This is a genomic window from Longivirga aurantiaca (assembly GCF_042660085.1).
In the GTDB taxonomy this organism is placed as follows: domain Bacteria; phylum Actinomycetota; class Actinomycetes; order S36-B12; family CAIYMF01; genus Longivirga; species Longivirga aurantiaca.
In genome coordinates, this window is record NZ_JBHSTI010000002.1 from 514,850 (window position 1) to 531,683 (window position 16,834).

At 72.6% G+C, this 16,834-nt stretch carries 15 protein-coding genes; 13 read left to right on the plus strand and 2 right to left on the minus strand.

All coding sequences use genetic code 11. From position 1 onward, the window contains the following. Window positions 1–41: 41 nt before the first annotated feature. Together pcrA and ACFQGU_RS02730 are read left to right on the plus strand one after the other, a co-directional pair. Complete coding sequence (pcrA, locus tag ACFQGU_RS02725) at window positions 42–2,363, plus strand: DNA helicase PcrA (protein WP_386763810.1); 2,322 nt, start codon at window positions 42–44, stop codon at window positions 2,361–2,363. A gap of 115 nt (window positions 2,364–2,478) precedes the next feature. Continuing rightward, window positions 2,479–3,468 (plus strand): type IV toxin-antitoxin system AbiEi family antitoxin domain-containing protein, encoded by a 990-nt coding sequence (locus ACFQGU_RS02730; RefSeq protein WP_386763811.1) that lies wholly within the window; start codon window positions 2,479–2,481, stop codon window positions 3,466–3,468. A gap of 57 nt (window positions 3,469–3,525) precedes the next feature. Here ACFQGU_RS02730 and ACFQGU_RS02735 read toward each other — a convergent pair whose 3' ends face one another. Both ACFQGU_RS02735 and ACFQGU_RS02740 read right to left on the minus strand, forming a co-directional pair. After that, on the minus strand, window positions 3,526–4,395 hold the full coding sequence (locus tag ACFQGU_RS02735) for a M23 family metallopeptidase (RefSeq protein WP_386763812.1): 870 nt from the start codon (window positions 4,393–4,395) through the stop codon (window positions 3,526–3,528). Between the two features lie 131 nt (window positions 4,396–4,526). Continuing rightward, window positions 4,527–5,516 carry an esterase/lipase family protein gene (locus tag ACFQGU_RS02740; protein WP_386763813.1) on the minus strand — a complete coding sequence of 330 codons (990 nt, stop codon included), beginning with the start codon at window positions 5,514–5,516 and terminating at the stop codon, window positions 4,527–4,529. A gap of 125 nt (window positions 5,517–5,641) precedes the next feature. Here ACFQGU_RS02740 and ACFQGU_RS02745 point away from each other — a divergent pair, with 125 nt between their 5' ends. The 11 genes from ACFQGU_RS02745 to purH all read left to right on the plus strand — a co-directional run bounded on the left by ACFQGU_RS02745 (window position 5,642) and on the right by purH (window position 16,830). Continuing rightward, window positions 5,642–6,076, plus strand: a complete 435-nt coding sequence (locus ACFQGU_RS02745; protein WP_386763814.1) for a cobalamin B12-binding domain-containing protein — start codon at window positions 5,642–5,644, stop codon at window positions 6,074–6,076. A gap of 101 nt (window positions 6,077–6,177) precedes the next feature. Continuing rightward, window positions 6,178–6,642 carry a hypothetical protein gene (locus ACFQGU_RS02750; protein ID WP_386763815.1) on the plus strand — a complete coding sequence of 155 codons (465 nt, stop codon included), beginning with the start codon at window positions 6,178–6,180 and terminating at the stop codon, window positions 6,640–6,642. Window positions 6,643–6,796: 154 nt separating this feature from the next. Beyond that, on the plus strand, window positions 6,797–7,975 hold the full coding sequence (gene sucC / locus ACFQGU_RS02755; protein ID WP_386763816.1) for an ADP-forming succinate--CoA ligase subunit beta: 1,179 nt from the start codon (window positions 6,797–6,799) through the stop codon (window positions 7,973–7,975). Between the two features lie 5 nt (window positions 7,976–7,980). Continuing rightward, window positions 7,981–8,865, plus strand: a complete 885-nt coding sequence (gene sucD / locus ACFQGU_RS02760; RefSeq protein WP_386763817.1) for a succinate--CoA ligase subunit alpha — start codon at window positions 7,981–7,983, stop codon at window positions 8,863–8,865. 81 nt (window positions 8,866–8,946) lie between these two features. Continuing rightward, window positions 8,947–9,873 carry an N-acetylmuramoyl-L-alanine amidase gene (locus ACFQGU_RS02765; RefSeq protein WP_386763818.1) on the plus strand — a complete coding sequence of 309 codons (927 nt, stop codon included), beginning with the start codon at window positions 8,947–8,949 and terminating at the stop codon, window positions 9,871–9,873. Between the two features lie 27 nt (window positions 9,874–9,900). Next, entirely contained in the window at window positions 9,901–10,824 is a 924-nt protein-coding gene (locus ACFQGU_RS02770; RefSeq protein WP_386763819.1) for an NAD(P)-dependent oxidoreductase, read from the plus strand. Window positions 10,825–10,927: 103 nt separating this feature from the next. After that, entirely contained in the window at window positions 10,928–12,271 is a 1,344-nt protein-coding gene (locus ACFQGU_RS02775) for a M24 family metallopeptidase (RefSeq protein WP_386763820.1), read from the plus strand. A gap of 28 nt (window positions 12,272–12,299) precedes the next feature. Next, window positions 12,300–13,313 (plus strand): alpha-hydroxy acid oxidase, encoded by a 1,014-nt coding sequence (locus tag ACFQGU_RS02780; protein WP_386763821.1) that lies wholly within the window; start codon window positions 12,300–12,302, stop codon window positions 13,311–13,313. Window positions 13,314–13,371: 58 nt separating this feature from the next. Continuing rightward, window positions 13,372–14,592, plus strand: a complete 1,221-nt coding sequence (locus ACFQGU_RS02785; RefSeq protein ID WP_386763822.1) for a cell division protein PerM — start codon at window positions 13,372–13,374, stop codon at window positions 14,590–14,592. Between the two features lie 43 nt (window positions 14,593–14,635). Then, window positions 14,636–15,268, plus strand: coding sequence for a phosphoribosylglycinamide formyltransferase (purN, locus tag ACFQGU_RS02790; protein WP_386763823.1), 633 nt, complete (start codon window positions 14,636–14,638; stop codon window positions 15,266–15,268). Beyond that, window positions 15,265–16,830 carry a bifunctional phosphoribosylaminoimidazolecarboxamide formyltransferase/IMP cyclohydrolase gene (purH, locus tag ACFQGU_RS02795; RefSeq protein WP_386763824.1) on the plus strand — a complete coding sequence of 522 codons (1,566 nt, stop codon included), beginning with the start codon at window positions 15,265–15,267 and terminating at the stop codon, window positions 16,828–16,830. Before purN ends, purH begins: the two co-directional genes overlap by 4 nt. Window positions 16,831–16,834: the final 4 nt, after the last annotated feature.

Below are 16,834 nucleotides of genomic sequence, written 5' to 3' on the forward strand. Positions count from 1 at the left end.
GGCGGGGCGGCGTCGGCGCGCGCGCCTAGACTTGCCGCGCGATGACCTCCCTCTTCGACGACCTCGGCCTCCCGACCCCCGAGCCCGAGCCGGCCGCTCCGGCCGCGCGGCCCGGGGTGCTCGACCTCGTGTCCGACCTCAACCCGCAGCAGCGCTCCGCCGTCGAGCACCGGGGCGGCCCGCTCCTCATCGTCGCGGGCGCCGGGTCGGGCAAGACCCGTGTGCTGACCCGTCGCATCGCGCACCTGCTCGCCACCGGCGACGCCAAGCCCGGCGAGATCCTCGCGATCACGTTCACCAACAAGGCGGCCGGCGAGATGCGCGAGCGCGTGGTCGACCTCGTCGGCAACCGCGCCCGCGTCATGTGGGTGTCCACCTTCCACTCGGCGTGCGTGCGGATCCTGCGCAAGGAGGCGCCCCGCCTCGGCATGACGTCGTCGTTCTCGATCTACGACTCCGCCGACAGCCAGCGACTGATGACGCTCGTGTGCCGCGACCTCGACCTCGACCCCAAGCGCTACCCGCCGCGCGGCTTCAGCAACCAGGTCTCCAACCTGAAGAACGAGCTCATCGACCACGAGACGTTCGCGGGCCAGGCCACCAACCACCAGGAGAAGACGCTCGCGGAGGCGTACGGCGAGTACCAGCGCCGCCTGCGCCGGGCGAACGCCTTCGACTTCGACGACCTGATCTCCTCGACCGTCGCGGTGCTGCAGCTCTTCCCCGACGTCGCCGAGCACTACCACCGGCGCTTCCGGCACGTGCTCGTCGACGAGTACCAGGACACCAACCACGCGCAGTACGTCCTCGTGAACGAGCTCGTGGGCAAGGGCGACGACGGCGTACCGCCCGGCCAGCTCTGCGTCGTCGGCGACGCCGACCAGAGCATCTACGCCTTCCGCGGCGCGACGATCCGCAACATCGAGGAGTTCGAGCGCGACTACCCGGACGCCACCACCGTCCTCCTCGAGCAGAACTACCGCTCGACCCAGAACATCCTCACCGCCGCCAACGCCGTCATCACCCGCAACACCGCGCGCCGTCCCAAGCGGCTCTGGACCGACGCCGGGTCCGGAGCGCAGATCATCGGCTACGTCGCCGACAACGAGCACGACGAGGCCAGCTTCGTCGCCACCGAGATCGACCGGCTCTCCGACGAGGAGGGCGTGCCCGCCCGCGACGTCGCGGTGTTCTACCGCACCAACGCGCAGTCGCGGTCGCTGGAGGAGGTCTTCATCCGCGTCGGCCTGCCGTACAAGGTGGTCGGCGGCGTCCGCTTCTACGAGCGCAAGGAGATCCGGGACGCGGTCGCCTATCTGCGAGCGCTGGCGAACCCTGCCGACGACATCTCGCTGCGCCGGATCCTCAACGTGCCCAAGCGCGGGATCGGCGACCGCGCCGAGGCTGTCGTCGAGCTGCTCGCCCAGCGCGAGCGCACCACGTTCGGCGAGGCGCTCGCCCGTGCGTCCGAGGCGCCGATGATCGCGACGCGCTCGCTCACGCAGATCCAGTCGTTCGTGCAGCTCATGTCCGACCTGCGCACGCTCGTCGAGGCCGGCTCCGGCCCGGCCACCGTGCTCGCCGCCGTGCTCGAGCAGACCGGCTACCTCGCCGAGCTGCAGCGCAGCACGGACCCGCAGGACGAGACGCGCGTCGAGAACCTCGCCGAGCTCGAGTCGGTCGCGCGCGAGTTCGAGACCGAGAACCCCGAGGGCACGCTCACCGAGTTCCTCGAGCGCGTCTCGCTCGTCGCGGACTCCGACGACATCCCGGACGCCGAGGAGCACGGCGGCGTCGTCACGCTCATGACGCTGCACACCGCCAAGGGCCTCGAGTTCCCGGTCGTGTTCCTCACGGGCATGGAGGACGGCGTCTTCCCGCACATGCGCTCGCTCGGCGACACCCGCGAGCTCGAGGAGGAGCGGCGCCTCGCCTACGTCGGCATCACGCGCGCGCGTCAGCGGCTCTACGTCTCGCGCGCGATCGTGCGGTCCGCGTGGGGTGCGCCGTCGTTCAACCCGCCGAGCCGGTTCCTCGACGAGGTGCCGTCCGAGCTCCTCGACTGGAGGCGCGAGGACCCGGTCTCGACCGGCGGCGGCTTCAACGCCCAGCGCGCGTCGTCGGGCGGCTTCGGCTCGGCGCCCTCGCTCGTCGCGGCAGCCACGCGTCCGGGCGCGCGCAGCCCCGGCAACCGCGAGGTCGTGAGCCTGTCCGCCGGCGACCGCGTCACGCACGACAAGTTCGGGCTCGGCACCGTGGTGTCGACGTCCGGCATGGGGGAGAAGTCCGAGGCCACGATCGACTTCGGCGCCGAGGGCACCAAGCGCCTGCTCCTGCGCTACGCCCCCGTCGAGAAGCTCTAGCCGCCTCACGCACTCAAGTGCCAGAAAACCCCTGTGGTTTCTGGCACTTCGGTGCGTGAGGCGATCCTGTGGACGACGTCAGCGCGACGACGCGGGCTCCCGGCACGGTTGTCGTATGGGAGCCCATGCCGCCTCGCACGCCCGGGTCAGCGCGTTGGTCGAACGTCTCGGTATCGGGCCGTGGCGTCTGGCTGAGGTGGAGGCCGCGGGCTGGACGCGCAAGCAGATCCGCTGGGCCGTCGACAACGGCCGGCTGGCACGCCCCTCGCGCGGGCTCGTGGCACCTGTCGACGTCGCGGGCGAGGCCCTCCTGGTCCAGCGGTGCCTCGCGGCTCTGGCCGTGGCCCCTCGCGGGTCAGCGGTGAGCCACCGGACCGCCTCGGAGCTCGACCGGCTGTGGCTGCCCCAGGGGATCGACGACCTCGTGCACCTGACGTGCCCGGGCATCCCGGATCGCGACGACCACGGTGTGCGCCTTCATGGTTCGGCCCTCGACACGCGCTGGGTCGACGACCGGCACGGCATGCCGGTCTCGGTCACCGAGCGAGCGGCGGTCGACATCGCCCGTGGCCGTGCCTTCGACCAGGCGCTCATGGTGCTCGACTCGGCAGCGCGGGCGCTGGTGATCGCGGAGGCAGGCGACGACCGCGTCCTGCGTGATCCGTCGCGCCGGTCGCCGTACGCCGATCGCGCCCGGGAACGGCTGTCGCTCGCGTACGACTCCGTGGCCGGCTGGCCGGGCACGCGCGTGGTGCGGCTGGCGCTCCCGTACGTCGATCCCTGCTCGGAGTCGCCGTTCGAGAGCTCGTCGCGCGGGCACATCCTGCGGTCGAGGGTCCCGCCGCCGGAGCTCGCGGTCCCGCTCCGCGGGGCCTCCGGGAAGCGCTACTTCGCCGACTTCCTGTGGCGGCAGCACCGGCTCATCGGCGAGGCGGACGGATGGAGCAAGTACAGGACGGGCATCGCGACCCGCGACGCGCTGCGTGCCGAGCGCGAGCGTCAACGTGACCTGGAGGCCGCCGGCTGGCGCTTCGTGCGCTGGGACCCGGCCGACCCGCCGCGCGTCGTGATCGCGCGCATCGCCGCCGCCCTCGGCCTCGTCTGACGCACGGAAGTGCCACGAAACCCCTGCGGTTTATGGCACTTCGGTGGGTGAGGCGGCTTAGAAGGAGTACTGGCCGAGGGTCTCGTAGGGCTGGACGGTGCCCTGGGTCCAGCCCGGGATCGAGCCCGGGCGGCCGCGGGTGCTGCCCCAGAGGAACGTTGCAGGGTCGGTGGGCTGGTCCCACAGCCGCACCTCGAAGTGCAGGTGCGGGCCCGAGGTGTTGCCCGAGGTGCCGACGGCGCCGATGCGCTCACCGGTCGAGACGCGCTCCCCGGCGCGGACCGACACCTGGGAGAGGTGGCAGTACCACGTGGTCACGCCGTTGCCGAGGTCGAGGATGATCATGCGGCCGTACGCCGGGTGCCATGCCGTCTTGGCCACGCGGGCGTCGTGCACGGCGACGACGGGAGTGCCGGTCGGCGCGCGGAAGTCCAGGCCCGTGTGGCGCCCGCTCGACCAGCCGCCGCGGGCGCCGAAGGCGGCCGAGAGCTGGTACGACGGGACCGGCGAGACGTAGAGCGCGGCGCGGGCCGCACGCGCGGCGGCCTGGCGCTTGCGGGCGGCGAGGCGGTCGGCCCGCTCCTTCCGCTCAGCGGCTGCCTTGCGCTCGCGCCAGGCCTTCTTCGCAGCGAGGTGGTCGATCGCGGCCTGGATCTCGGCGCCGGTCGTGATCGAGCGGATCGCGCCGGTCATCGCCAGCTTCGGCTGCGGCGCGGGGTCGAGCACAGCGGCATCGCCGGCGGAGAACAGCTCGTCCTGGTCGCGCGTCGGGTCGAGGAACGATGCTGCGAGCGCGGCGGTGGGCTCGGCCTGCACGGACGCCGGAGGCGCGGCGGCGAGCCCGGCGCCGGTGAGCGCGAGCACAGCGCAACCGCCCGCGACGGCGAGGCCGTAGCGGGCGGAGAAGGGCGCTCGGGGTCCGGGCACGAGGGAGATCCTGACCGCTCATCAGCCGAACGGCCAACTCGTTCACCGCATGGAGTGACGCACTCCACGCTCATGATGAACAGAAAGGAGTCGCAAAACTACGGAGAGCGACGTCCTCCCGACGTCCGCGATCAGCCGCGGGAGCGGCCGCGCGCTGTCTTCGCGGGCGCGGGCGGCGGAGCCTGCGCGCTGCGGCCGGTCGAGCTCGCGATCGACGTCGCCCCGGCCGCCACGGTGTGGCCCTCGTGGTCGAGGTGGGCGAGCGTCGTGCAGATCTCGTGCACCACGCGGCCGTCGACGGGCAGCGACATGTGCCCGACGCCGCGGACGAAGACGTTCCGAGCCGACAGGTCGGGGTGCACCACCCGGCCGGAGCGCTGCGGCACGACCATCTGGTCGAGGTCGCTCCAGACCGCGACGAAGCGGGTGCGGCACCCGGGCGCCGGCTCGGCCAGCTCGGTGACGACGTCGCTGCCGGGGCGCAGCTGGCGCACGAGCGGGTGCGGCAGGACGTACGCCGGCAGCGTGCCCGAGTGCGGGCTGCCGAGGGTCACCAACGTGTGCACGCGGGCATCGCCGCCGAGGCGCTGCACGTAGTAGCGGGCGACCAGGCCGCCGAGCGAGTGGCCGACCACGTGCACGCGCTCGTACCCGGTCTCCTCGCAGACCTGCTCGACGAGCTCGCCCAGCCGGTCGGCGAGCAGGCGCACGTCGCCGTTGATCGAGGAGTAGTTGACCGTCACGACCCGGCCGAAGCCGCGGCGACGGAGCCCCCGCCGCAGCAGCGTGAAGACGGACCTGTTGTCGACGATCCCGTGCACCAGGATGATCGGCGTCCCCGCGGCCTCGACGTCGCCGACGAGCAGCGCCCGGTGGACCGGGGGCGCGTCGTGCACGCGGGTGCGGTGCAGCACGTCGTCGGTGCGCTGGTCGCGGTGCGCGAACGGCCACATCGCGAGGTGCGCCACCCACCAGGCCGCCTCGACCGTGACGCCCCGGACGCCGGCGGGCGACATCAGCGCGCGCCTCGCCGAGTCCGCCGTGCGGCGCGCGTCGTCGACGGCTCGAGCAGCGCGCTCGAGCCGGGACGGTGCGGCGTCCTCGGGCCGGTCGGTGGGCACGGACGGAGGGTAGACCCTGGACGGCCGCGCGTCGCTGTTACCGCCGTCGCGACACGTCCCGGCGCGTGGAGGTACACGCGGGCGTACGCTCGAAGGCGTCCGAGCGTGCCCCGAGGAGGACCGCCATGAGCACGACCACCAGCGCCCCGCGCACCGCGTCCGGGTCCCCGATCCGCGTGATCGTGGCCAAGCCCGGCCTCGACGGTCACGACCGCGGCGCCAAGGTGGTCGCCCGTGCCCTGCGCGACGCCGGCATCGAGGTCGTCTACACCGGCCTCCACCAGACGCCCGACCAGATCGTCGAGACCGCGATCCAGGAGGACGCCGACGTCATCGGCCTGTCGGTGCTCTCCGGCGCGCACATGACGCTGTTCGCCGCGGTCCTGGAGAAGCTGGCCGAGCGCGACGCCGGCGACATCGTGGTCTTCGGCGGCGGGATCATCCCCGAGGGCGACATCCCCGACCTCGAGAAGCTCGGCGTGGCCAAGATCTTCACCCCCGGCGCCACCACCCAGTCGATCGTCGACTGGGTCGTGGACCGCGTCGGCGCCCACGCCTGAACGCCGGGTACCCGGTGCAGCGACTGACCGCACCGCTCCGGGTCGACCTGCCCTGGTGGCGGCCGGAGGGCGAGGCATCGCTCCGGCTTCCTGTCGCACCCGTGGCGCGCACTGCACGAGTGCTCACCGGCGTCGTCCCGACGGTGCTGGCGGTGGTCGGCCTCACGCTGGCGCTCGGGTCCGCCGTGCTGGCCGAGCGCGGACCGACCGAGGCGGTCGGCACCCTCGGGGTCGAGCTCGGTGCGGCCATGTGGTTCGGCGGTGCGGTGACCCTCGGTGCTCGTCGCGGTGCCACGGTCGGCCGGGCGCTGGCCCTGCTGGGGCTCGCGACGACCGGTGCGGTCCTGATCGCCCTGGCGCTGGTCCTCGGCTGGACCGGTGCCGCGCTCTCCCTGGCCATGGAGTTCGGCGTCGGCGCGGTCGCGGTGGCCGTGATCGACGTGCTGCTCCTCGGTCTGGTCCAGAGCCGGCTGGAGCGCCTCGGTGACCTCCCGGACGATGCCGTGACGGTGACCGTGAGCGGCTCCTGGCCGCTCCTGGCGATGCGCCACGACGAACGCACCTGACCGTTCGGCGCAGGTTCTTCCCACCCTGCGGAACCGGCCCGGGGCGGCAGTGGGTCCCGGTACATGCCGGGGTTAGGCTCGCGACCGTCCTCGCGGACGCCGCCCGGACCTGCTCCGGTGCGCCCGCCCCTCTCTCCAGTCAGGACTGCCAGCGGTGGATCTGTACGAGTTCCAGGCGAAGGAGCTCTTCGCCAAGCACGGGGTTCCGACCCAGGCCGGTGAGGTCGTCCGGTCGCCGAAGCACGCGCAGGAGGCCGCCGAGCGCATCGGTGGCCTCGTCGTCGTCAAGGCGCAGGTGAAGACCGGCGGTCGCGGCAAGGCCGGCGGTGTGAAGCTGGCGGCGACGCCGCAGGAGGCGCACGACCGCGCCCAGGACATCCTGGGCCTGGACATCAAGGGCCACATCGTCCACCAGGTGCTCATCAACCCGGCCGCGGACATCGCGGAGGAGTACTACGTCTCCTTCCTGCTCGACCGCGCGCACCGCACCTTCCTCGCGATGGCGAGCAAGGAGGGCGGGATGGAGATCGAGCAGCTCGCGGTCGAGCGCCCGGAGGCGCTGGCGAAGGTGGCGATCGACGCGATCGTCGGCGTCGACCAGGCCAAGGCCGAGGAGATCGCGGACGCCGCAGGCTTCGACGCCTCGGTGCGCGACCAGGTGGTGGAGATCCTGAAGAAGCTGTGGGACGTCTTCATCAAGGAGGACGCCACGCTCGTCGAGGTCAACCCGCTGGTGAAGACCCCCGAGGGCCTCGTCGTCGCACTTGACGGCAAGGTGTCGCTGGACGAGAACGCCGAGTTCCGCCACCCCGACTTCGAGTCGCTCGTCGACGACACCGCCACCGACCCGCTCGAGCTCAAGGCCCGCGAGAAGGACCTCAACTACGTCAAGCTCTCGGGCTCGGTCGGCGTGATCGGCAACGGCGCGGGCCTGGTCATGTCGACGCTCGACGTCGTCGCCTACGCGGGCGAGGAGTTCGGGGGCCAGAAGCCCGCGAACTTCCTGGACATCGGTGGCGGCGCCTCGGCGCAGGTGATGGCCGACGGCCTCGAGATCATCCTGGGCGACGCCGAGGTCAAGGCGGTGTTCGTCAACGTGTTCGGCGGCATCACCGCGTGCGACGCCGTCGCCAACGGCATCGTGCAGGCCGTGCAGATGCTCGCCGACAAGGGCGAGCCCGTCACGAAGCCCCTGGTCGTCCGCCTGGACGGCAACAACGCCGACCTCGGCCGGCAGATCCTCACCGACGCGGGCAACCCGCTCGTGCAGCTCGTGGACACCATGGACGACGCCGCGCGCCGCGTGGCCCAGCTCGCGGCTCAGGGGGCCTGACACTCATGGCGATCTTCCTCACCGAGAACTCCAAGATCCTCGTCCAGGGCATCACCGGCTCCGAGGGCACCAAGCACACGATCCGCATGCTCGGATCGCACGCCAACATCGTCGCGGGCGTCACCCCCGGCAAGGGTGGCCAGACCGTCACGGCCGAGGGCCGCGACATCCCGGTCTTCAACTCCTGCCAGGAGGCTGTGGCCGCCACCGGCGCCGACGTGTCGGTGGTGTTCGTGCCGCCGAAGTTCGCCAAGGCCGCCGTGGTCGAGGCGATCGACGCCGCGATCCCGCTGGTCGTGGTGATCACCGAGGGCATCGCGATCCACGACACCGCGTGGTTCTACCAGTACGCCGTCAACTCGGGCACCACGCGGATCATCGGGCCGAACTGCCCCGGTCTGATCAGCCCCGGGAAGTCCAACGCGGGCATCATCCCGGGCACGATCGCCAAGGCCGGCCGCATCGGTCTGGTGTCCAAGTCGGGCACCCTGACCTACCAGATGATGTACGAGCTGCGGGACCTCGGCTTCTCCTCGGCCGTGGGCATCGGCGGCGACCCTGTCATCGGCACCACGCACATCGACGCGCTCGCCGCGTTCGAGGCCGACCCCGAGACCGACGCGATCGTGATGATCGGCGAGATCGGCGGCGACGCAGAGGAGCGCGCGGCGGCGTACATCAAGGACAACGTCACCAAGCCCGTCGTCGGCTACGTCGCGGGCTTCACCGCCCCCGAGGGCAAGACCATGGGCCACGCTGGCGCGATCGTGTCCGGCTCGTCCGGCACCGCGCAGGCCAAGAAGGAGGCGCTCGAGGCCGTGGGTGTGAAGGTCGGCAAGACGCCGTCCGAGACCGCACGCCTCATGCGCGAGCTCATCGAGGCGCTCTAGCACCAGCACGTTCGACGAAGGGCCGTCCGCCAGGGCGGCCCTTCGTCGCGTCCTGGCGCAGGTCGGTGGCACAGTGGCGGGATGCGCCGACTCGCCGCCGTGCTCGCCACCGCCGCCCTGATCCCGCTGGCCGCGGTCGGCACCGCGCAGGCGACGCCGACACCCGCAGCGCGCGCCGCCGCCCCCGCCGTCGTTCCTGCGCTCGGCCCGACGCCGTCGACCTGGGAGGGCGGGCGCCCCGTCCCCGTCGCGCCGCGCTGGTGGCCGCAGGGCACGAGCAAGCCGTCAGCCGCCTGGGCCTCGGGGTGGCCGAAACCCGTCGCGTTCGCGCCGACCGCGAAAGGCGAGCTGAGCGGCCGGAAGATCGCGCTCGATCCCGGGCACGACCTCGGCAACTCCCTGCACCTCTCGGCCATCAACCAGACCTCCTGGGTCGGCCTCACCAAGACCTGCAACACCTCCGGCACCGCCACCAACGCGGGCTATCCGGAGGCGTCGTACGCCTTCGACGTCGTCGCGCGGCTGCGTCGGCTCCTCGCCGCGCACGGCGCCACGGTCTACATCACGCGCGACCGGAACACGACCGCGACGTACGGCCCCTGCGTGGGTGCTCGCGGCTCGTTCGCCGCCCAGGAGGGCGCCGACCTCATGGTGTCGGTGCACGGGGACGGCGCACCGAGCTCGGGCCGCGGCTTCCACGTGATCGCACCGGCGTACTACAAGGGCTACACCGACGACATCTCCACGGAGTCACGAACTCTCGCATGGAACATGATCTCGGGCCTGACGGCCGGGGGGCTGCAGCGGACGACGTACCTGCCGAGCCCGCTGTCGGTGCGCAAGGACGTCGGCACCCTCAACATGTCCGACGTGCCGACCGTGATGGTCGAGACGCTCAACATGCGCAATGCGGCCGACGCGCGGATCGCCTCGACGGCAGCGGGTCGGCAGCGGATGGCGACCGGCCTGTACTACGGCATCGTGAAGTACCTGCGCACCGCGCCCTGACACCCGTCACGTGCAATCTGTACATGAATGCTGAACACTGGCGCTCTGTCGACGGTGGAGGTTCACGTGGCTGAGGTAGCAGTCCTCGGAATGGGTCGGATGGGCGCCGCCATGGCCCGACGCGTGGCCGACGCCGGCCACCAGGTGCGGGTCTGGAACAGGACGCCGGCTGCGGCCGACGCGGTCGCGACAGCCGACCCGTCGGGACGTACCACGGCGTGCTCGGACGTCGTGGCGGCCATTGCGGGCGCGGGAGCCGTCCTCACCATGCTGGCGAACGGTGACGTCACGTGCGACGTCCTGCTGTCCCCGGACGTCGCGTCGGCGATCGGCCGGGACGCCGTCGTGGTGGACCTCGGCACCAGCGGCGTCGAGGCCTCGGCGCGCCTGGCCGCCGGACTGGGCGACGCCGGGCTGCGGTACGTCGACGCGCCGGTGTCGGGGAGTGTGCCCGCCGTCGAGGCGGGGACGCTCCTGGTGATGGCCAGCGGTGCCGCCGCCGACGTGGACCAGGCCCGAGAAGTGTTGTCCTCGTTCGCCTCCACGGTGCTGCACGTCGGACCGGCGGGACGCGGCCAGGTCATGAAGCTCGCCGTGAACCTCGTGGTCCACGACCTCAACGCCGCCCTCTCGGAGTCGTTGGCGCTGGCTGCGGCCGCCGGGGTTCGCCCGGAGGACGCCTACGACGTGCTCCAGCACTCCGTCGTGGGAGCGCCGTTCGTGCAGTACAAGCGCGCCGCGTTCCTGGACCCTGCGACCCCGGTCGCCATGAGCCTCGACCTCGTCGCCAAGGACCTCGGGCTGATCCTGGAGCTGGGCGCCACGTCAGGAGTCCCGCTCGGCACGACGCTCGCGGCCTACGAGCAGGTCCAGGCGGCCGTTGCCTCAGGCAGGGGAGCCGAGGACATGGCAGGACTGGCGCGGTTCCTGCGGGAGCAGTCCTCGGGCTGACGAGATCGCTCCGGTGCGACACGACCCTGGTGCAGGGACGGCCACGTACGTACAGTAACGCTGAACATCCCGCTGAACGACTCACGCGATCCTGGGAGCAGCCATGGTGTCCCCCACGTACGGCACGAACCAGGTCGACTGGGAGTCCCGGCTGGACATGGGCCGGCTCCGCACGGAGCGCCTGGCGCGGCTCAAGGCCGAGCTGGAGGCATCGAGCCTCGGTGCGGTGCTGACGTTCGACTTCCACAACATCCGGTACATGACCGCGACCCACATCGGGACATGGGCGATGGACAAGATGATCCGGTTCGCGATCCTGCCGCGTGGCGGGGACCCGGTGCTGTGGGACTTCGGATCGGCGGCCAAGCACCACACGCTGCAGGCGACGTGGTTGGACGAGCCGCACGCGGCCGCCGGCCGGGGCGACAACTACGGCAGCCGGGCGGGGATCTCCACGTTGCGCGGGGCGATCGGTCCGGGCGCGCACCGGGCCGAGGACGTGGCGGCGAAGATCGTGGAGGTGCTGCGCGACTTCGGGCTCGAGGGCCAGCCGGTCGGCGTCGACGTGATCGAGCCCGACGTGCTGTTCGCGCTGCAGGCGGCGGGCGTGCCTGTGGTCGACGGGCAGCAGGTGTTCCTCGCCGCGCGCCGGATCAAGACCAAGGACGAGATCGGCCTGCTGACCCAGGCCGCGTCGATGGTCGACACGGCGTACGAGAACCTCTACGAGTTCCTGCGCCCCGGCGTGCGCGAGAACGAGTGCGTGGGCCTGGTGGCCAAGACGCTGTACGACCTCGGGTCCGAGCACGTCGAGGGCGTCAACGCGATCTCGGGCGAGCGGTGCAGCCCGCACCCGCACGTCTACTCGGACCGTCTCATCCGTCCGGGCGACCCGGCGTTCTTCGACATCCTGCACTCGTTCATGGGCTACCGGACCTGCTACTACCGCACGTTCGCAGTCGGCAGCGCGTCCCGTGCGCAGCGCGACGCATACACGATCTGCCGTGAGCTGATGGACAAGGCGATCGCCGCGGTGAAGCCGGGGGTCACCACCGCCGACATCGTGTCGCTGTGGCCGAGGGCCGAGGAGTTCGGGTTCGCCAACGAGGAGGCCGCGTTCGCGCTGCAGTACGGCCACGGCCTCGGCCTGTCGATCTGGGAGCGTCCGATCTTCTCGCGCATGACCTCGTTCGACGCGCCCGAGACTCTCGAGGAGGGCATGGTCTTCGCCCTGGAGACGTACTGGCCCGCGGCCGACGGCTGGGGCGCGGCGCGCATCGAGGAGGAGGTCGTGGTCACGGCGACCGGGTGCGAGGTCATCACCAAGTTCCCCGCCGAGGAGCTGCTCATCGCGGGTAGGCGCTACTACACCACCGGCGGCTACCTGCCGACGCTCCGCGACTCCCAGTCGCACCTCAACACCACCGCGGGCCGCGGGGAGCAGTAGCGTCCAGCCTCCCGGAGGAGGGACGTCGATGACCCACGAGCCGCTGGAGGCCCGCGCACGCGCGGTGCTGCCCGACGACGTCTACCGCTACTTCGCCGCGGGCTCGGGGCAGGAGCGCACCCTCGCCGACCAGGAACGCGCGTGGGACGCGCTGCACCTGCGCCCCCGGCTGCTGCGGGACGTGTCGTCGGTGACCACGCGCACCACTGTCCTCGGCACCGAGGTCGCGACGCCCGTGCTCGTCGCGCCGTCAGCCCTGCACGGCCTCGCCCACCCCGACGGCGAGGTGGCGACGGCGACCGGCACGCGCGAGGCGGGGTCCCTCCTCGTGCTCTCGATGCGCGCGAGCCGCACCCTCGAGGACGTCGCTGCCGCCGCCGGGCCGTGGTGGCAGCAGATGTACGTGCTCGGCGACCGCGGCGTGTCCGACGAGGTCGCGCGCCGCGCAGCTGCGGCCGGTGCGCGCGCCCTCGTCGTCACGGTCGACGTGCCGTTCGTCGCGCGCAGGCCGAGCGGCCCGCTGCCCGCGCTCCCGCCATCGGCCATCGTCGAGGCGCTCGCGGGCCGCGACCCCGCCGATCCGCGCTACCAGCAGGCACCCGACCTCGGTCCTGCCGACATCGCACGGCTCAAGGAGCTCACGGGCCTTCCCGTCGTCGCCAAGGGAGTGCTGCGCGGCGATGAGGCGGTGCGCTGCCTCGATGCCGGGGCCGACGCCGTGATCGTCTCGACCCACGGCGGTCGCCAGCTCGACGGCGTCGTCCCGTCGCCGGTCGCGCTGCCCGAGGTGGTCGCGGCCGTCGGCGACCGAGCGGAGGTCTACGTCGACGGCGGCATCCGGACGGGCACGCACGTCCTGCGCGCCCTCGCCCTCGGCGCCCGCGCCGTGCTCGTCGGACGGCCGGTGCTGTGGGGGCTCGCCCTCGGTGGCGCCGACGGCGTGCGGGAGGTGCTCGACGACCTCACCGCCAGCACGCGGGACGCGTTCGGCCTGGCCGGCTGCACCTCGCCCGCCGACGCCGGCCGCGACCTGGTCCGCTGACCGGAGGCAGCCGTGTCGCAGCGGGGGTGACCCGCGCGTCGATGCGAGCATCGACGCCATGACGTCGATGCTCGAGCGCCCCGCCACGGAGCAGGCCTCCGCGACGCGCAGACCGCTGCGCACCCGGGCCGACGTCGTCGCGACGCGTCCGGTCGCGGCCGTCACCGCCGCGATCTGGGCGGCCGGGGTCGGGCTCCTCGTGCTCGGAGTGGTCGTGGCCCTCGCCTGGGCGGTCTCGAGCCGCGGCGAGGACGGCATCACCACGCCGCTGCGCGCGGCCAGCACCCTGTGGCTGGTAGCGCACCACGCCCCGGTGGTGACGGGCACCGCCACGATCACGCTGCTCCCGCTCCTGCTCCTCGCGCTCCCGCTCCTGCTCCTCGCCCGGGCCGGCCGGTGGGCGGCGCGCATCACCTCGACCACGACCGTGCCCGACGTCGCGCTGATCGTTCTCACGGGCACGGCGACCTACGTGTCCGTGGCCTTCCTCGTCTCGCAGGTGGCGGGGATCGCCGACGCGTCGTCCCCACCCGTCCCGGTGATCGTCTGGTCGACGGTCGTCGCCCTCGTCGGTCTCGGGATCGGGGCTCTGCAGGGCAGCGGTCTCGTGACGCCTCTCGCCGCCCGGCTCCCGCTGCTCGTGCGTCGTGGTGCGCTCGCGGCGGCTGCGTCCGGTGCGGCGCTCGTGGCGCTCGTCGGCGTCGTGGCCGTGGTGGCCGTGGCACTCCGCTGGTCGACCGTCACCGGGCTCGCCCGCGGGGTGGCGCCCGGGCCGTGGGACATGCTCGGGCTGTTCCTCCTCTCGCTCGCCTACCTGCCGAACCTCCTGGTCTGGACCCTCGCCTACGTCGCGGGCCCCGGCTTCGCGGTCGGTGCGTCGGTGGTCGTGAGCCCCTTCTCGGCCGGGTCGGGGATCCTCCCCGGCGCACCCCTGCTCGGGGCGATCCCGCCGGAGGCGCCTGCGGCCGCGCCGCTCCTGATGCTGCTGCCCGTGCTCGCCGGGCTGGTCGGTGCCGCCGTCCTGCGGCGTCGCGGCACCCTCGCGCTCCGCGACGAGGTCGTCGTCGACGTCGGGGCCGCGGCAGCCGTGGGTGCTGCGACCGGCGTGCTGTGCCTCCTCGCCTCCGGCTCGCTGGGGTCGGCCCGGCTCGCCGACCTCGGCCCGGACGCCCTCGTCACCGGGCTCGCGGTCTTCGGGCTGGTCGCCGCCGGCGCCCTCCTCTGGTCGCTCCTGGCGCACGCGCTGCCCACGATCTGGGTCCGCGAGGACGCCCCGTAGGATCAGGGCATCCCGCCGGCCCCATCCCGAGGATCTCTGCGCCGTGACCGCCGTGCCCGAGAACGACTCTCCTCGCGCACGGCTCGTCGTCCTCGTGTCCGGATCCGGCTCGAACCTCCAGGCGCTGCTCGACGCAGCCACCGACCCGCGGTTCCCTGCCGAGGTCGTGGCCGTGGGCGCCGACGTCCCTGACGCCTACGGCCTCGAGCGCGCTGCCGGCGCCGACGTGCCGACCTTCGTGGTCGAGCCGTCGGCGTACGCCGACCGCGCCGCCTGGACCGACGCGCTGGCCGACGCCGTCGCCGCGCACGAGCCCGACTGGGTCGTGTGCGCCGGCTTCATGCGCATCCTCGGGGCGGCGTTCGTGCAGCGCTTCGCCGGTCGCATCGTCAACACCCATCCGGCGCTGCTGCCGTCGTTCCCGGGCGCGCACGGCGTCCGCGACGCGATGGCCTACGGCGTGAAGGTCACCGGCTGCACGGTGCACCTGGTCGACGAGGGGGTCGACACCGGGCCGATCCTCGCCCAGGCCTCGGTCGCCGTCCGGGCGGACGACGACGAGCCCTCCCTCCACGAACGCATCAAGACCGTCGAGCGCGAGCTGCTCGTCGAGACCGTCGCCGCTCTCGCGGCGCACGGCTGCACCGTCACCGGCAGGAAGGTCACCATCCCGTGAGCACCCGACCCGTCCGTCGCGCCCTCGTCTCGGTCTACGACAAGACCGGCCTCGACGAGCTCGCGCGCGGCCTCGCCGACGCCGGTGTCGAGATCGTCTCGACCGGCTCCACCGCCTCGCGCATCGCCGGCCTCGGCATCAGCGTCACGCAGGTGCAGGACCTCACCGGCTTCCCCGAGTGCCTCGACGGCCGCGTGAAGACGCTGCACCCCACGGTGCACGCCGGGATCCTCGCCGACCTCCGGCTCGAGGACCACCAGAGCCAGCTCGCCGACCTCGGCATCGAGCCGTTCGACCTCGTCGTGGTCAACCTCTACCCGTTCGCCGACACGGTGGCGTCCGGCGCCACCCAGGACGAGTGCGTCGAGCAGATCGACATCGGCGGTCCGACGATGGTGCGCGCGGCTGCCAAGAACCACCCGAGCGTCGCGGTCGTCACGTCGCCGTCGTACTACGGCGACGTGCTCGAGGCCGTGGCCCGCGGCGGCTTCACCCTGGCCGAGCGCCAGCGCCTCGCGGCCGAGGCGTTCATCCACACCGCGTCGTACGACGTGGCCGTCGCGTCGTGGATGGGCAACGTCGTGTCGCCGTCCGACTCGGGCACCGGGTTCCCGGCGTGGCTCGGCGCCACCTGGGAGCGTGCCGAGGTGCTCCGGTACGGCGAGAACCCGCACCAGCGGGCCGCGCTCTACGTCACGAGCAACGCGCCGCACCCGGGCCTCGCCCAGGCCGAGCAGCTGCACGGCAAGGAGATGTCGTACAACAACTACGTCGACGCCGATGCCGCGCGCCGTGCGGCGTACGACCACACCGAGCCCGCGGTCGCGATCATCAAGCACGCGAACCCGTGCGGCATCGCGATCGGCGCGGACATCGCCGAGGCGCACCGCAAGGCGCACGACACCGACCCCGTCTCGGCCTTCGGCGGCGTGATCGCGGCCAACCGCCCGGTCACGCTGGCGATGGCGCGCCAGGTGGCCGAGGTGTTCACCGAGGTCGTCGTGGCCCCCGGTTTCGACGACGACGCGCTCGCGCTGCTGAGCGAGAAGAAGAACCTCCGCCTCCTGGTTGCCGCCGACGTCCCTGCCAAGGGCGGCATCGAGATCCGCCCGGTGTCGGGGGGCCTGCTGCTGCAGGCGACGGACAAGGTCGACGCCGCCGGTGACGCAGTGGAGACCTGGACCCTCGCCTGCGGCGAGCCGGCCGACGAGGCGACGCTGCGCGACCTCGTCTTCGCCTGGCGCGCCTGCCGCTCGGTGAAGAGCAACGCGATCCTGCTCGCCAAGGACGGCGCGGCCGTCGGCGTCGGCATGGGTCAGGTCAACCGCGTCGACTCCGCCCGGCTCGCGGTGTCCCGCGCAGGGGAGGAGCGCTCACGCGGCGCGGTCGGTGCGTCCGACGCGTTCTTCCCGTTCCCCGACGGGCTCGAGGTGCTGACCGCTGCCGGGGTGAAGGCGATCGTGCAGCCCGGCGGATCGGTGCGCGACGAGGAGGTCGTCGCCGCGGCAACGGCTGCCGGCGTGACGATGTACCTCACCGGGACCCGCCATTTCTTCCACTGAGCCG

What these genes read in the sequence shown, in the direction of transcription:
- ACFQGU_RS02780 (WP_386763821.1), top strand. Translation starts at nt 12,300, where the DNA reads ATGACCCACGAGCCGCTGGAGGCCCGCGCACGCGCGGTGCTGCCCGAC.
- ACFQGU_RS02775 (WP_386763820.1), top strand. Translation starts at nt 10,928, where the DNA reads ATGGTGTCCCCCACGTACGGCACGAACCAGGTCGACTGGGAGTCCCGG.
- pcrA (WP_386763810.1), top strand. Translation starts at nt 42, where the DNA reads ATGACCTCCCTCTTCGACGACCTCGGCCTCCCGACCCCCGAGCCCGAG.
- ACFQGU_RS02785 (WP_386763822.1), top strand. Translation starts at nt 13,372, where the DNA reads ATGACGTCGATGCTCGAGCGCCCCGCCACGGAGCAGGCCTCCGCGACG.
- ACFQGU_RS02745 (WP_386763814.1), top strand. Translation starts at nt 5,642, where the DNA reads ATGAGCACGACCACCAGCGCCCCGCGCACCGCGTCCGGGTCCCCGATC.
- ACFQGU_RS02770 (WP_386763819.1), top strand. Translation starts at nt 9,901, where the DNA reads ATGCTGAACACTGGCGCTCTGTCGACGGTGGAGGTTCACGTGGCTGAG.
- ACFQGU_RS02730 (WP_386763811.1), top strand. Translation starts at nt 2,479, where the DNA reads ATGGGAGCCCATGCCGCCTCGCACGCCCGGGTCAGCGCGTTGGTCGAA.
- ACFQGU_RS02765 (WP_386763818.1), top strand. Translation starts at nt 8,947, where the DNA reads ATGCGCCGACTCGCCGCCGTGCTCGCCACCGCCGCCCTGATCCCGCTG.
- sucD (WP_386763817.1), top strand. Translation starts at nt 7,981, where the DNA reads ATGGCGATCTTCCTCACCGAGAACTCCAAGATCCTCGTCCAGGGCATC.